The following is a 14,641-nucleotide window of genomic DNA, read 5'->3' on the forward strand; positions in this document are numbered from 1 at the left end:
TGGGGCGAGTTGGTCCGTCCATGCCAAACAACGATTCCACGCAAACAACCGTCGATGAGATATTAAATGTCGACGAGGGGGATAGCGAAGACGAATCGGATATATTTGAGAAACCGTGGTTGCTCGAGATCGATAACGTTCCTGACGCCAATCGAATCGTCGGACGAGACGACCATATCACGTTCTTGGCCAAGAATCTCCGGAAGATGCGGACAAACAGTGTCCCGGATAACGTCCTGGAATGGGGCGAAACCGGGACGGGGAAGACACTAGTTGCTAGACACGTCTGCGAGCGGCTCGAAGCAGCAACTGAAGGAACGGACTCCCCGATCGTTACTGCGTACATTAATCCGGACCCCATCTCTACGTATACCTCTACCTTCCGAAAGATCGCAGAGCAGGTGAACGAAAAGGCAGAGAACCCGCTTGATGTCCCGTATCAGGGGCTCTCAGCCGAGCATTATCGGGATCAGAAATTGTGGCCCGTTGTTCAGCGGGAGTTTTCTGGCGGCCTCGTCGTCATCATCGATGAAATCGACAAGCACGGAGAAGTCAACGAAGTCCTCTACACATTATCCCGGACACAATCAAAAGACGACGTTGACTTCCCAGTACTTACAATCGGGATTTCGAACGACATCGAATTCAAAGGAGAAATCGAGTCACGGGTCCAATCGACCCTCCAGCCAGAACACCGAACGTTCACACCGTACGAAGAAGACCAGCTCATTGCAATCCTCGAAAATCGACGGGACGCATTTTACGACGGTGTCCTCGATGACGAGGTGATTCCAACCACAGCTGAACTCGCAGCTGAAGAACACGGTGACGCTCGACGGGCAGTGCGATTGTTCCGGAATGCGGGCGAGATCGCCGAGGAAGAAGGCGACGATATCGTGGCCGCGAATCACGTTCTCGAAGCTGACGAACTCGTCGAAGTTGAACTCTTTATGGAGATGGTGAAAGGGACTCCGTTGTCCGGAAAATTACTTCTGTTTGCTCTCACGCGTCTTGACCGGAATAACCCGGAGAAAGAATGGTTCCGGACGTCAGAGATTCACGAGGTTTACCAAACAGTAGCACGAGACGTCGAAGTAGAGCCCAAGGGGTACAATCGTGCGCTTGAGCTTCTGAACAAGCACGTGACGACAGGAGTTCTCGAATCGAAAAAGAAGGAAGGCGGAGATCAGGGGAAGTTCAGGTCGTATTCGCTCCAAGGAGACGTTGAGAGTACACGAACTGGACTGATCAACTCGACGCCGGAACTCCAGACGTTGATGGGATGGTGACACCCCCACCCCTCGGTGTGAATGGTCCCCCATAGGTCACGGCTGTAGTAAAGACGGAGCTGGACTCGGCCCGTAGAAGCTGTTTCGTCCGGCTGAGGTCCTATTACGCCACGGAGAGCGGCTTACACGTTCTGCCACGATAGCTGACCCGGTCCGCTACTGCCCCGCACCGCAGTTGTAGTTATCTTTATTATACTACAGTCTAAACAACCCTCCGAATGGGTATATTCTAAAAGGCGAGGCCTTGCGCCGAAGCCGATGCTTCGTCACTGAGGCGAGAACCTCCCTACGGCGAGAGGACTTCTGCTGTTAAGGACTTCTTAATCGCGGTACCCTGGGTGGTGGACCATTCACACTGAGGGGTGTGGGGGTAAACGAGGCGTAATCTATCCGCGTGTTGCTCTGTCTTCTCTCGGCGGGAAGTCTCGTTAGAGAGTGGCGGTTGGTAGCCCATTCACACTGAGGGGTGTCGGGTAAACCGATCCCATTCACACTCTGGGGGGTGTCATCTGCTACGCTCCGGATCACGTTGAAACGAACATCAGGCTACAGTTCCATCTCGTCTACTCGTCGGGATTCACCGGCCCTTTGTACTTCGACGTCACCGAATCGCCTTCCCGCCACTGCCAATAGTAGTAGCGGTTGTCGTTGATCTCCTTGATCGTGATCGTCGCCTTCGCCGGCACGTCGTCTGGGAGGTCATCGCGGCGCTCCTCGACGCCGGCGCTGTCCGCTTCCTCCTCGAGACGAGCTTCACGCTCCTTGTATTCGGCCAACGCCTCGGCGTAGCTGGCAACGTCCCGAAGATGCTCCGATGTGGCTTCGTTGAGCGTGTTGACGATCTCCGTTGGGAGGTTCGCCGGTGGGGACGGTGGTTCGTAGGACATTGACTTTCTCCGTGTTAACCAACATGGACTCTCTAACCATAGTTTTGTTGGTTAAGACGATGGGGGAAGCTCTTGCCCCTCTCGGTCTGTAACACTACTCGAAACTTCTTTATATATAAGTTTCGTACTATGTTACACTGTGCTCCGGCGCATCGAACTCGAGGTTCTCGCCACGGTCGACCGCGGCGACACGATCTCCGACCTCGCGACGAAGCTCGACCACAGCGAGAGTTACCTCTCTCGTGCCGTCGCCGACCTCATCGAGAAGGGGCTCGTCTACACGGAACGCGATGGCCGTCGAAAACGAGTCGTCCCGTCGGATGCTCGCGCCGTCGAACTCTATCGGGACCTCGTCCGCCAGCACTCCCACATCGAGTTCCCCGAGCTGCTGACCGGAAAAGCACTCGAGGTGCTGTACTACCTCGACCAGCCGCGAACCGTCTCCGAGATCGCCGACCGGAGCGACAACTACCGCAACACGGTCAACCGCGTCCTCAAGCGGTTTCGTGACCGTGGTCTCGTCGGGACGGCCGACGGCCGCTATGACTTCAACGCCGATTTCGACCGCCTCCACGAGTTCGCCCGGGAACTCGCACACCATCTGCATCGCCAACGCCTCGAAGCCGTCGCCCCGAAGGGTACGATTCTCTGGGAGGACTACGACGAATTTCTGGCTCAAGCCGAAACGGAGATTGACGCCGAGGAATTCCACGAGACGGGACTCGCTCAATTCGCGGCCTTCGACCTCCAGTTCCTGCTCACTGCCCATCGATACTACTTCTACTCTGAGGAGCTCGACGCAGTCTCGCCGGCTGAGCTCTGCTGTCACACGCTGTTAATCGATGACGACAGCCGCCACCGCTCGTACTGTCTCCTTCTGCTCAGCCACGTTGACGTCAACGAGGAGGTCCTCCGAGAGCAGGCGGCGAAGTATGGCCTCGAAGACGAAATCGACGCTGTGCTCCGCTACCTCGAGACACACGGCGAGGTTGACGATGACTGGCTCCCGGAGTGGGACGAGTTCCAGAAGCTGGCGGCTGATTACAAAATCGAATCCTGACCGAGTGCTGACACAAGTCAGATTCTACAGGAGTTACGCGCCGTCCGGACGTGGAGCGTTCTCGTACTTGACCATCTTCTCGGGTTTGTCGGAGATGGTGTCGTAGATCTGCTGGAGCGTCTCCTCAGCAGCGAGCAGGTTGTGCTCCTCTAGGAACTTCCGACCCTCTTCGGTCAGGCCGTAGAACTTCCAAGGGTAGCCCTGTCGGCGCTGGTCATCGTCCAGGGCGACCTCCTTGACGATGCCGGCGTCGATGAGCTTCTGGATGTGCTTGTAGACGGTGGCATCGCTCACGCTGAGATTGAGTTCCTCGAGTTCGTACATCGAGGGCAGCTGCTCGGGATGCTGAAGGATGTTGTTGATCAGCGCGAACCGCGTCTGTTGGGTGACGAAATGGACGAGTTCGCGGGATTCCATCCCCTCAGCAGTCCCCAGGTCGGTGCTCATACCACACGATACGCGGCCTGCCGGCAAGTAATTTACCCTTGGGTAAATCACTCTGGAGTAGACCACACCTGACTAAGCTGGTGATTTACTTCATAAACCATATCGCACGACGCTGATAGAGATCATATATGCCCGAGGATGAGCCGCTCGTCCCCGAGGAGGTCCTCACGAGTGCGAAGGACCAACTCGCCGACGAGGAGATCTCGCTGGCGGACAACGAGGAGATCCTCCACGCCCTGAGCGAACTGACTCCCGTCTACGAAAACGAGCGCTCGTACTTCGTGCTGGGCAACTACGACCGGGAACCGATTCGGCGGTTGAACCTCGTGATCGACCGGCTCAACCGCCGGCGGGATGCCTACGCGTTCCGGATGGTCGACATCCGTGGGGAGTGGGACAACAGCATCCAGAAGTTCTGCCTGATCGCCGACATCGTGACCTACCTCGTTGGCGTCGCCGAGAAAGAACCGAGTGACTTCCTCGTTGAACAGGGCCTCTTCGTCGGCACGACGGAGTTCTTCGCGAAAAGCCACGTCCTCAAGCGGGTATATAAGGACGAGGAGCACCCCTTCGGCTGGATGCAGGACGGCGTCTTCGAGCTGTTCGAGCAGCAAGGACGACTGTACCGCTGGGAGACCGAAGAGGAACTCGTCGACGTCACAGAAGAGCTCCCGTGACGGCGATGAGGCCGTCTGAGTTAACCAACGCAAGGGATGAACTGGATAGTCTGTTGGTTAATTAGGATAAATCGCATCAGCCGGGAGTCGGCCATCAGGTCGCGGGGCTCGGCCACGCTTGATTTCGTGATCAACGCGACGCAGGTGCTTGCATCCGCCGGCGGGGGAGCGCTGCTGCCAATCTGGGCAGATACAGATCCGCCAACGAACTCGACTTCGTAGCAGTTGCTGGATGCCGACTGGGTCTCGTTTCGACCACCTTTCTCGAGCAACAAGACCGCCATTTCTACGGTGACCGAACAGGGGTGCGGGGCTTGAGGTCGTTGACTTGGTTGCCATGAATTAACGCGACAATCTGAACGCAAACGTCTCCTGTGCAATTCCCACCCGGTGCGACGGTGTCAGAACCTCGGGGGTCTGAAACCGGCGTCATACGCAACTTGGCGAATCCGCATCATAAACCGGGGCAAAAAAGTACCACAGTCACTCCGCGTTCCTCAAAACCGCCACGCTACGCGTTATAACGCCGAATCAACCTCCTGCAACGCTGAGATCGCCCGTCGTAATTCTTTACGCACGGCTTCATTATCCGTGATCACCTGGCCTCCGTTCGACCCTCCACCCGAACCCACCTCAGACGACTCCGAATTACAGTCTTCCTCACCGTGACTATCCGTCGACGCGCCTGCCCCGTCAGCAACGACGTCCAACTGTTGCTGCACATCACCTCCCGCACGCTCATCAGGCTCGCTCGCCGCGCCTGCACGCTGGTCATCGCTGTCCTCGACAGGCCGTCCACCGCGCCGGTCAATCGCATCCAGCGGCACATCGAACGCGCACGCTCGCTTGTGCTTGTAGAACGTCGCGCGCTCCGACACGTCAAGCACCGCAGCGACCGCGTCACGATCACACCCGCGGTCGAGCGCCCGGCGGACATACTCGTCCTCGATGCGTTGCAGCAACTCTCCCGGGTCGCTCGGCACACGGCCACGCGCCGACAACGCAATCTGCTCCGGCACTCCCCATTCACCAGTTTTTGCATCCTGGTCAACAATTTGCGTCTCGCGCCCAGCAACCAGGTTGTCCAGTCCCATGAGCACCCACAGTCGCTCCCGGACCGCCCACGGCGACAAGTCAATCGACAACGCACCAGCGATCGCGCCAGTCGTCGCTGGCCCGATTTCAACGACCGTCTTCAAGATCTCCATGTCCTGGCGCAGCAACTCCGTTTGATCCGCTTCCGTCACCTCAATCGGCACGTCATCAACTGGGGTTTGCTGGTGCTGCCAGGAGTGACACGCCCGGCACAGCACCGTCAAATTCGCCGCGTCATGCTCGCCCATCCCGTCCGGATCCCGCTCAATATGATGCACGTGCAGCGTAGCGAGCCCGCCAGCCTCAGGCCCGCACCGCCCGCACGCCTGACACCGGTACTCGTACGCCTCAAGCATCTCCGCCCGCGTCGCCTGATCAACCGGCTCGTGACACTGCTCACGCTCAGACCCGGTCATCCTCGCACCTCCACGCGAACTCCGGGACTCCCTGTACAGTTACGCTCCGACACCTCGAATCCGTGATATCCTATCATACGTGTTTCTCGTTCACAGACTGCCCGTAATCGATTCCGCGGCGATCCAGTGACCGGCTGAACGTGGTGTATCGCTTCAATGAAGTCAGCCGCCCGCACACCGCACCCGCAACGACTCGCGCCCTGCCCTCGCATCACCCGTACTCGTCCACCGTCGCCGTCAACGACTTCAAATTGAAATCCGACTTACTACAGTACCGCTGAGCAAGCATGCTCAACCCCGCTGAGCAAGCATGCTCAACCGTTCTGTTCGAAACACATCCGACACGTTATGCAGAACGACGTCCTCGAAACGGCCGTCCTCGAACGCCGACACAGCCTCAGCACTGTCCTCGAACGGGTCGAACTCGTCGTATGCACCATCGCATAACACCTCGTACGCCGTGTCAAGATCCGCCGCGTCATCCCCGTCAACCACTGTATTGAACAGGTCACGAACGACCGGCAGCAAATCAGCGTACGGGACATCCTCGAACGGCCACTGCAAGTCGTGCGCCGCGAACCTGGTCCTGAGGAACGGCAGGTCGAACCCGCCACGCCACGTTTCACCATTGTAGGCGACCAATAGGACGTCATCCGACCGTAATCGCTGCGCGACGAACTCCGACACCGCCTCCAATAACACCGCTTCCGACCGGTGGGCAGACACTTTCACCAGCTCATCAGCACGGTCTTTCACTGCCGACTCACACCCGTCATGCGGGCGGCCGCCCGTCTGGTAAAACACGCGACACCCCAGGTCAAGCCCGAACCCGACAACCGTCACTTCATCAGCCGCTCCGAGCCCTGTCGTCTCGATATCGAACGGGACATGCGCCAACTCACCCGCCATCACGCACCACCCTCCCGCACGTCACCCGACGGGCTCGCTCTCCCCTGCACTCGATCCTCACTCGCCGGCCTGACACGGAACTCCCCGAAACCGAATTTCGAATGCGACCCGACGCGAAGCACGCCTTGCTGAGCCGTCATCACCGGGTCACTCCCCGTGTACGGAACGACCTGCCCGTGATCCACTGTCGTCAGCTCGAACGATTCACCGCCCCGGACAAGCCGGGACTCCCGCCGCCGCAGCGACTCGTCGTCGACACCCCACCACCACGGCACTGACTGGTCATCTGCCGCTGGGTGGTCCGTCTCCAACACGTACGGTGACACCAACTCAACCTGCAACGCATCCGCGTCTCGGACCCGCGAGTACTCCAAATTCTCCAACACGACCGTTTGCGTATCAGCGAGACTCGTCGCACCAAGCCCGAGATTCCGCGCCCCACCAACACGCAGCCCATCCAGCACGTCGTCATCGAGCGGCAACACATCCTGCCGGCTGCCCGCCGCGTGCACGTAGCAATGCAGGTACGAGTTCACCGTTCGTTTCCGCCCGTGGGCCGCCACCGGCTTCCCGAACCACGACGCCGGCGCGAACCCCGTTCGGCCCGCATACGACCGCATCTCGTGCGTGTTCTCCGCATCCCGCGGCCCCGCATCACCAATCCACCGTTGGGCCGCGTCGCGGAACAAGAACAAATCCTCGTACGCTTCGACCGGCCTGAGGCTCGTCCCGAAATACGGCTTCCCCCCGGACTGAGAATGCTCGTCCGGGAACGCACCATGCGTCCCTGGAACGAACACCCCGGTGCTCGCCTGCACCGCGTTCGTCGCCGCATCGTCGAGCTCTCGCGCGAGCGCTGTGAACACCGCATTCCCCGACACGAAATACGGGTGGCCCATGTAGTCCTGCTCCAACTGCAGCAACACTTCCTGGACGAGCGTCACAGGTCCTCACCTCGTCGCGCGACGAAGTCCTCGATGAACTGCAGCGCCGTTGACCACGACCTGATACGACGCAACTGCGCATCCAGCACTCGCCACGCCCGGCACCCATCCGCATCACCCGGATGCTCCGAGAGCCGCGACCACACGTCAGCGAACGACCGCGCCGGCCCAGCACCGAGCCGAGCTGCCGGCCGGTCACCCGGGTCCACAGACACTCGCAGCGACACCTGGTCCGTCTGCAGCACCGTTCGATGCGGCGTCGGGTCCCGAGATGTACTCTCTACAACCAAGTGTAACTCTTCAAACCGTACGCCGGCCCGGTAATTCGACAGCAACGCCGCCACGAGCAGCGTATGGTACTTCAGCGACGTGTATGGGAAGTAGAGCGATTCAGAGAACAGCGACGCCACCCACGACTCCAGCCACGCCTGATGCGGGGCAACAGGATCAGCAACCGTCACTAACTCTTCCACAGCCGACTCGATCTCTGCCGCACTAACATCCCCGACCGCCACGTCACCAGACACCAGCGACAGCCGGTACGGCGACCGGTGATTCGCCACCGTCAACTCCGGCTCCCCGGCAGGCCGCGACAGCAACGCTGCATCCCGGTCAGCATGCAACGGTACTTGTTCATTCACCCGCACCCCAGCGTACTCCGAATCCGCGTTCTCATGCGTCCGGCCACGCAACTTATGCGTACCGTGGCGATATGGGACGAGCATCCCGCTCGCCCCCTCGCCGCCCGCACGCGATTCACAAAACTCAGCAGCATCCACTACCCATCGCTCCCCGCCACCACGGTCCCCCGAGTCGCCAGGCTGCATCTATCCATCACCTCCCGGCATTGGGACATCACCATCATGCGCCGCCACACGGCCCTGCAGCGCCCGCACAAACTCATCCCGGCACTCCTTGGTCCACACGTCATCCTTCTCGGCCATCGCCTGCGTCGCCCCTTGCGCCTGGTTAAACACGCGACGCACCTCCCGTTCCGAGTACAACGGGTTGATGACCCACGCGTCAGCCATCCCGCCCCCGAAATTCCGCGCGCCGCCGAGTTGGAACTCGAACTCAGAAGCATGCGCATCAAGAAACGCCACTGCTTCGAGCAGGAGGCCGACGAACTCCGGTTTCGACTCCCGTAGCGTCAACTTCCACGTCCCAGACAGATTCCCGACCACATCCCGATCAGCATGGCGGAGTGGTTGCCCGCCATCCTCCGCGTTCCTAGAGCGGACCTGATTACTGATCTGGCGATAGTGTGCCTCCGCCTCACCGTTGAGGACGTCCACCTGACTGCGGATCGGCGAGAACCGAATCGGGCGGCGCAACAACTTCCCCGGCCGATCCTGAAACCCACCGAACAAATCGTAGACCACACAGCCAGCATCCGTCTCGTCAGTACAACTGCCCTTCTCGTGATACCCCGACTCCAAGTCACGCTCATACACGTCGCTCCGCATGAAGTCCGCGTTCTGCGGCCCCGGATGACACGCCGACCCGCCCGCAACCTGCACCACTTGCTCGCACCCGTGGCGTAGCCACCCGGACAACGTGAACGGCGAAATCTGCCCGCGAATCTGATTCTGCGGATCATCCGCCTCATACCGCTCCGACGACGCATGATGTCGGTCCGTGACGATCCCGTCCCCAGGCGCAAGCAGCCCGATTTCGAGGCCGACGTATACGTCCGGGAAGAGCAGCTCGTCCGGTTCGACCGGTAAGTCGAGTTCCACGTCAGTCTCAGACTCCTCGAACAGCGCCATCGCTACCGGCCCTCCGTCGTCATCGCGTCTGCAGTCTCAGCCGGCACCGCACACACCGGACAGTACTGTGGTGAGCATTGTTCCGGCCACTCCGTTCGAGTATCCGTATTCGAGACAGCAACCGTCTCCCGCGAGAGCCGCGGCGACACCGCCGAAACTTCCAGCGCAAGAAACACTTGCCAATTCGCCTGTACAGCCTGATCCACGCACCGCCCAACACGCCCCTCAACAACGAGTTCACAAACACCGAGCGTCGCAAGCGACGAGAACGCCAGCGGATGTGACGGGCACCGCGCTTGCCCAACCACCCAGCGTGACTCACAGCACCGCCGGAAGGCATACGCGGACACCCGTCCGCCTTCCCGCACGCGACCACCGCACACCTGGCAGAATACCGCCCCTGCCCCGAGTGCAGCTATATTAATTTGGATTATCTCTTCAATCACCGAACCAACGACAGGTTCTTTTTGCTTGGATTCTGTATCTTCCATGGGTTCTAGCCTCTCTGGTGGAACCCAGCCCGCGTGCCCTAACACGCGGCTTTCCTTACGCTGGACCAGCCCTATGGGGCCGAGTTCCCGACCATTACTTGTATGAGTAATGGCTTAAGCGTTTCCATTACTCAATAAAGTAATGGCTGAGCTACCGCTACCTACATAGGGCAAGGCACAAAGTGTCTAACTAATGGGGAACCCCGAGCGAGATAATGAGACGGGAAAATTCACCGTCAAATACCCTCGGGAGGATTTTCTTGAAGCGATTCGAAAAAACGGAGGGATGGCCGGAACGTCTGATATTGCAGAGTCAATTGGTGTTATCAGAGAAACCGCTTACAAGAAACTCAAACGGATGGAAGAAGATGGAGAAGTTAATTCCCAAAGAGTTGGAAATTCACTGGTATGGACGATTGAGGGTCATAGCGAGGAGTAACCAGCTCACTGTCTTGGTAAATTATATTGGCTGATTTCGATAGTTTGAGAACTGTCTATGATCCAGAACTCATATTTAAATTCGATTACCGAGTAGATTCAGGATTGTCCGTCTATCAACTGGAGACTAAGTATAGGTAGATGGAATATTCGCGGAGACGATTTTTCACTGCCGCCGCCACGACGGCCGGCGCACCCCTCCTCACTCAGCCGTCCATAGCCCACTCCACGGATCCGCCCTCTTGCTATGAGGATCGCAAATATGATCTTCCGACACCTACGCCGCCAGAAGAATCCTTGAACAAGGTCGTGATCAACGAAGTCTACGGTGAACTGGTTCTCTCACCGGACTGCCCATACTGGATCTGGCCCATCTGCTCGACTTCAGACCTAGTGAGGATCGAATACGAGGTCCGCCCGGAAGATGATGCCAAAGCACCGAGTATTCTCATTGTCGATGACCTGGGCTTGGAAGAGTACCAGATTCGAGCTAATTCGTATCCGATTATGGATGGACCGCTGATCTCCTCGACAGTTATCAACGTCCCGTGGTACGGGGAATGGGAGTTCTCGTACGGCTACAATGGCGAGAATTTTCACCTCAAGAATATCCCGAAGAAGGGGCGAAGCCTCAACGACTGGGGCGAGGAGCAGAAGCTAGTTGACTATTACACTATCGAGTGCCTCACTTACTCCTCATCCGACGCGGTTCAAATACGGCGGATTATCAAGCCTGAACTCGGAAATTACTATCTCGTATTCGATTGGACTGACGACATTCCCCAGGAACCCGACACGGAACGGGTGTCTGTACAGGTATCGTTGCGGGCTACCGAACCGATCGACGAGGAGGTGATCGAAGAGACGGCCACGGCCTCGGTGGAGCTGCTGTACGGTCGGGTAGCCGACCAGCGGTCACCGGTGGTGGAGACGGCCGTCAACGTGGCGAGGGCTATCTGCTCCCAGGCCCCGGATGCGTTCCAAGGCGTCTCTGTCTCGGAGATTAATGATGTTGCGCCCCAAGCTGGCCAACTGGTGTCCAGCGTGAACATCGTGCTCACGATCCTGGAAAACCAGCTCGGATTCGATCCGTCGATTCGACGGCGGCTCACCACGCAGATGTCGGCGTGGACGAGGTGGGGAATGTTCGTTCTACCAGTGGCCAGTAGTTTTGACCAGTTGCTCAATGACGCGTGTACTGTTGCGGAGGCGGAGCCTGCGGAAGTCACTGAAGATGTAGAGAATATGCTGATGAGTCTCGATATCGTGGTCGCGGATCTCGTGGCTGCCTACTTCGGGGGGGCGGGCAGGGCTGCTAGGTTCGTGGTGGGACTAGCGCACAAGTACTTGCTCGGGTTCGTGGCCCGGACACTTGGTTTGAAGACGTACCTGGTGCTGTTGCGAGAGCTGTACACGCTGTCGGGTATCAGTGAGGTGCTTTCGGCGATAAAGGCGGTGACGCGGGAGATTGCCAGGGAGTATGATTGGTTGGATGAGGCGAATGTTGAGACGGTTGAGAGTCTTAATGAAGAGTCGTTGTGGTCGTTGGATTGGGGTCTCGATCTGTTTAGCCCGGAATGCAGTGTCTGAATTGGTGAAGGTGTAGTCGCTTACCGGATGGAAAAGAAATAGTTGATGGCGGCAGATAGCCCGCCAAGGTCACGGAAGAATTTCGCCAGGGTGCTGAGTCCGATCATGCCGAGGATACCGCCGACCAGTGGGTCGACCGCCATCCCGATCCGGAGCAGCGTCCCGAACTGGAATATATCGACGAGCAGCAGGCCGCCGGCAAACATGGCGAAGTCGACCGGGACGGCAATACCGTGCTGGTAGAGGACCCACAGGGTGGCACCGCCACCAACCAGTATCCATAACAGGAACTTGCGGCCGCGTTCCGTGGCGCTCTCGGGATCGCCCTTCCGCCAGTTCCGGAAGTAGTTCGCCGTCTGGAACAGTGCTTTGAGCAGGCCCGGCGAAATCTGATATATTAACTAACCATTGAAATGCGTATAAGTTTTATTCCGGCAATAATCCTGCTTGCAGGCGGAGACAGTATGTTTGTGTCTGGATCAGATATTTAAGTAAACTTGACGTACTGTAGGGAAATGACGGTGTTCGGCCGTCTTGGCATCCTGTTCGTGGTCTTCGGCGGGGCCGCCCTTCTACTTGTGGATGGCCTGCGTTCTCCCCCCGGTCTCTGGTACACGGCCACAGGTATCATCGCCGGGACAATGATAGTCATGTACACGGTGATATTGTCGCCGTCACCACAGCGTCCGCAGCCTGCTCCAGAACCTACCTCTCCGAGTACGTCCGACGAGTCCACGACGGCTTCACCGACGCGTCAGGCCGATTCATCGCCGGCCGATACAGAACAGACGGTCAAGTCCACAGAATCGGCCAAGCAGGAACCTGAGCCAGCAGGCGACAACGACCCGGATCCGCCGAAGCCGTCGACATCGAAAGAACCGGAGCCACCGATATCGAAGCAACTAGAACCGCCGTCGACGTCGGTGAATAAGCAGCAGTCCCTTCCGGCCGATACTGTGACGACGCAGCGAACCGCTTCGCACACCGATTCCCCGCGGACGAGGAAAACGACGAGCACGTCTACCCACCGGCAAAGACACGTCACCTCCACAGCGTCGCCACGCCGGAACCTATCCACCGGGACCGACAACCCATATTTCAAGCCAGTCGATTCGAGCCGCGAGATCAAGTTCATCCAAGTCGACACGAGATTCAGTTACCTCGACGTCGACTGGGAACCGGAGTTCATCGGTCTCGACCCGGTCCCGGACCTCGTCGAGGTCGATGTCGGGCCGAGTGCCGTGAGCCATGAGCTGGTTCGCAGTCCGATCGAGATTAAGATTTCTTCGTTCATCAAATCGCTCTTCACGCCCTCGCCGGAGGATGCTGGCGCCGATGCCTGGGACGAGACGACGCAATCCGTGGATGCATCGGACGGCCGCGCACGTCACCGGAGAGACGATACCCGTGCCCGGCGGAGACAGGTTACTCGCGATAATCAGGAGACGTGGTACCGTGAACAGGACCGGCACGTGGACCGGCCCCGTGACCCGCTGACAGCCGCCGATAGACGGCAGCAGCCGGTAGAGACATGGCCGGGGTCATTCGGCCGGAAACCAGTGGATAGCCGCCGGGACACCGCTGACACAGCCGGCTACGGTGACCGGGAGGATATGGGTGTATTTGTCGGTGGACGTTCCGGTAACCGTCGCTTACTTGGCTGGGAGCCGGGCATGGATGAGGAACCGATCGGACTGCAGGATACAAGTAGAGCTGATGAGCCGGCCGCCGATGTGGGGATGGATTATTCACCGCCGCAGTGGGAGTCGCCGCAGTGGGATGCCGATCCCTTCGGACTGGCCGACGTCGACTCGGGATTCTCCGAGCCCGAGGAACCCGTGTTCGAACCCGTTGCACAGTCAGATCTTGGCTTTGGAATGTCTGACTGGGAGCCCGAGGTGCCGATCGAGAAACCCGTGATAGATCCGGATGTCGGTGCGGAGATGTTGGGCTTGGATGGATTTGCGGAGCCGGCGGACGAAGCGGCAGGTCTGTCCGGCCTCGATGCCGAGACCGGGTCGAACCCGTTGTTCCCCGACGGAGAGAGCTTCTTCCCGGAGGAAGACCTGGAGGACGACTGGCTGACGTTCTAACGTGGCCTCGATTAGCTGGGACAGGTCAGGTCTTCGAAACAGCGGGGCGGTCACTCTCCAACGATAGCACCTCAACTTCACCCAGCGGAAAATAGAGATACTGGAAAACAAATACCGCAAAGACCGGACCATCCCCGTGGCGGACGACTTCGCCACCCAACTCGAGGACTACGTCACCGACAAGGCACCTACCGACTACGTCTTCCCCGGTCGCAGTACCCACATCTCATAGCGAACCTTCCAACGCCGGGTGCGACAATGGGCGCTCGATGTCGATCTCTACCCGCCACACATCACGGCTGACAACCTGACCGACGAGATTCCAGAACATCGGCACGTGACGCCGCACACACTTCGGCATACCTACGCCACCTAGATGCTACGGAAAGACACCCCGATGCTGAAGCTCTCGAAACTGTTTGGACACGAGAACGTCGAGACCACCGTCAACCAGTATGGTCATCTCGTCGACGAGGACGTGCGTGAGGAACAGAACCGCGCAACTCTCCCCGGATAAAAGATGATACGGGTGTTCG

At 58.7% G+C, this 14,641-nt stretch carries 15 protein-coding genes and 1 pseudogene; 7 read left to right on the forward strand and 9 right to left on the reverse strand.

The window, feature by feature from the left end; genetic code table 11:
- The first annotated feature begins 20 nt into the window (after positions 1–20).
- Positions 21–1,289, forward strand: coding sequence for an orc1/cdc6 family replication initiation protein (locus C475_RS18665; protein ID WP_082223363.1), 1,269 nt, complete (start codon positions 21–23; stop codon positions 1,287–1,289).
- Between the two features lie 563 nt (positions 1,290–1,852).
- Here C475_RS18665 and C475_RS18670 read toward each other — a convergent pair.
- The gene (locus C475_RS18670) at positions 1,853–2,176 is read right to left on the reverse strand and encodes a hypothetical protein (RefSeq protein ID WP_006885443.1); all 324 of its coding nucleotides are present in this window, start codon (positions 2,174–2,176) and stop codon (positions 1,853–1,855) included.
- 139 nt (positions 2,177–2,315) lie between these two features.
- Between C475_RS18670 and C475_RS18675 the strand changes: the two genes are divergently transcribed.
- Entirely contained in the window at positions 2,316–3,236 is a 921-nt protein-coding gene (locus C475_RS18675; protein ID WP_006885444.1) for a helix-turn-helix transcriptional regulator, read from the forward strand.
- Between the two features lie 33 nt (positions 3,237–3,269).
- Here C475_RS18675 and C475_RS18680 read toward each other — a convergent pair whose 3' ends face one another.
- Positions 3,270–3,683 carry a helix-turn-helix domain-containing protein gene (locus tag C475_RS18680; protein ID WP_006885445.1) on the reverse strand — a complete coding sequence of 138 codons (414 nt, stop codon included), beginning with the start codon at positions 3,681–3,683 and terminating at the stop codon, positions 3,270–3,272.
- A gap of 128 nt (positions 3,684–3,811) precedes the next feature.
- Between C475_RS18680 and C475_RS18685 the strand changes: the two genes are divergently transcribed.
- On the forward strand, positions 3,812–4,360 hold the full coding sequence (locus tag C475_RS18685) for a hypothetical protein (protein WP_006885446.1): 549 nt from the start codon (positions 3,812–3,814) through the stop codon (positions 4,358–4,360).
- 57 nt (positions 4,361–4,417) lie between these two features.
- On the opposite strand, the pseudogene C475_RS25365 reads toward C475_RS18685, so the two are convergent.
- The 6 genes and pseudogenes from C475_RS25365 to C475_RS18715 all read right to left on the reverse strand — a co-directional run.
- Positions 4,418–4,766, reverse strand: a pseudogene (locus C475_RS25365) (hypothetical protein); the annotation flags it as partial.
- Between the two features lie 112 nt (positions 4,767–4,878).
- The gene (locus C475_RS18695; protein WP_006885448.1) at positions 4,879–5,871 is read right to left on the reverse strand and encodes an HNH endonuclease; all 993 of its coding nucleotides are present in this window, start codon (positions 5,869–5,871) and stop codon (positions 4,879–4,881) included.
- Between the two features lie 291 nt (positions 5,872–6,162).
- Positions 6,163–6,780 (reverse strand): 3'-5' exonuclease family protein, encoded by a 618-nt coding sequence (locus C475_RS18700; RefSeq protein WP_006885449.1) that lies wholly within the window; start codon positions 6,778–6,780, stop codon positions 6,163–6,165.
- Positions 6,780–7,724, reverse strand: a complete 945-nt coding sequence (locus C475_RS18705) for a hypothetical protein (protein WP_006885450.1) — start codon at positions 7,722–7,724, stop codon at positions 6,780–6,782. Before C475_RS18705 ends, C475_RS18700 begins: the two co-directional genes overlap by 1 nt.
- On the reverse strand, positions 7,721–8,551 hold the full coding sequence (locus C475_RS18710) for a hypothetical protein (RefSeq protein WP_006885451.1): 831 nt from the start codon (positions 8,549–8,551) through the stop codon (positions 7,721–7,723). The genes C475_RS18705 and C475_RS18710 overlap by 4 nt, the downstream gene beginning before the upstream one ends.
- Entirely contained in the window at positions 8,552–9,493 is a 942-nt protein-coding gene (locus tag C475_RS18715) for a hypothetical protein (protein ID WP_006885452.1), read from the reverse strand.
- 684 nt (positions 9,494–10,177) lie between these two features.
- On the opposite strand from C475_RS18715, the gene C475_RS22530 reads away from it, so the two are divergent.
- Together C475_RS22530 and C475_RS18720 are read left to right on the forward strand one after the other, a co-directional pair.
- Positions 10,178–10,423 (forward strand): helix-turn-helix transcriptional regulator, encoded by a 246-nt coding sequence (locus C475_RS22530; RefSeq protein ID WP_006885453.1) that lies wholly within the window; start codon positions 10,178–10,180, stop codon positions 10,421–10,423.
- Positions 10,424–10,731: 308 nt separating this feature from the next.
- On the forward strand, positions 10,732–12,012 hold the full coding sequence (locus C475_RS18720) for a hypothetical protein (RefSeq protein WP_049930952.1): 1,281 nt from the start codon (positions 10,732–10,734) through the stop codon (positions 12,010–12,012).
- Positions 12,013–12,032: 20 nt separating this feature from the next.
- Here C475_RS18720 and C475_RS18725 read toward each other — a convergent pair whose 3' ends face one another.
- A complete protein-coding gene (locus C475_RS18725; protein WP_006885455.1) occupies positions 12,033–12,218 on the reverse strand; it encodes a hypothetical protein in 186 nt (61 codons plus the stop codon).
- Positions 12,219–12,527: 309 nt separating this feature from the next.
- Here C475_RS18725 and C475_RS18730 point away from each other — a divergent pair, with 309 nt between their 5' ends.
- A complete protein-coding gene (locus tag C475_RS18730) occupies positions 12,528–14,105 on the forward strand; it encodes a hypothetical protein (RefSeq protein WP_152436507.1) in 1,578 nt (525 codons plus the stop codon).
- Positions 14,106–14,481: 376 nt separating this feature from the next.
- The gene (locus C475_RS24030) at positions 14,482–14,622 is read left to right on the forward strand and encodes a site-specific integrase (RefSeq protein ID WP_161625218.1); all 141 of its coding nucleotides are present in this window, start codon (positions 14,482–14,484) and stop codon (positions 14,620–14,622) included.
- Positions 14,623–14,641: the final 19 nt, after the last annotated feature.

The organism is Halosimplex carlsbadense 2-9-1 (assembly GCF_000337455.1).
Lineage (GTDB): Archaea > Halobacteriota > Halobacteria > Halobacteriales > Haloarculaceae > Halosimplex > Halosimplex carlsbadense.

Excerpts from the sequence above, each read along its gene's own strand:
- C475_RS18665 (WP_082223363.1), top strand. The coding sequence starts at position 21 with ATGCCAAACAACGATTCCACGCAAACAACCGTCGATGAGATATTAAAT.
- C475_RS18670 (WP_006885443.1), bottom strand. The coding sequence starts at position 2,176 with ATGTCCTACGAACCACCGTCCCCACCGGCGAACCTCCCAACGGAGATC.
- C475_RS18680 (WP_006885445.1), bottom strand. The coding sequence starts at position 3,683 with ATGAGCACCGACCTGGGGACTGCTGAGGGGATGGAATCCCGCGAACTC.
- C475_RS18685 (WP_006885446.1), top strand. The coding sequence starts at position 3,812 with ATGCCCGAGGATGAGCCGCTCGTCCCCGAGGAGGTCCTCACGAGTGCG.
- C475_RS18695 (WP_006885448.1), bottom strand. The coding sequence starts at position 5,871 with ATGACCGGGTCTGAGCGTGAGCAGTGTCACGAGCCGGTTGATCAGGCG.
- C475_RS18700 (WP_006885449.1), bottom strand. The coding sequence starts at position 6,780 with ATGGCGGGTGAGTTGGCGCATGTCCCGTTCGATATCGAGACGACAGGG.
- C475_RS18710 (WP_006885451.1), bottom strand. The coding sequence starts at position 8,551 with ATGCAGCCTGGCGACTCGGGGGACCGTGGTGGCGGGGAGCGATGGGTA.
- C475_RS18715 (WP_006885452.1), bottom strand. The coding sequence starts at position 9,493 with ATGGCGCTGTTCGAGGAGTCTGAGACTGACGTGGAACTCGACTTACCG.
- C475_RS22530 (WP_006885453.1), top strand. The coding sequence starts at position 10,178 with ATGGGGAACCCCGAGCGAGATAATGAGACGGGAAAATTCACCGTCAAA.
- C475_RS18725 (WP_006885455.1), bottom strand. The coding sequence starts at position 12,218 with ATGTTTGCCGGCGGCCTGCTGCTCGTCGATATATTCCAGTTCGGGACG.
- C475_RS18730 (WP_152436507.1), top strand. The coding sequence starts at position 12,528 with ATGACGGTGTTCGGCCGTCTTGGCATCCTGTTCGTGGTCTTCGGCGGG.
- C475_RS24030 (WP_161625218.1), top strand. The coding sequence starts at position 14,482 with ATGCTACGGAAAGACACCCCGATGCTGAAGCTCTCGAAACTGTTTGGA.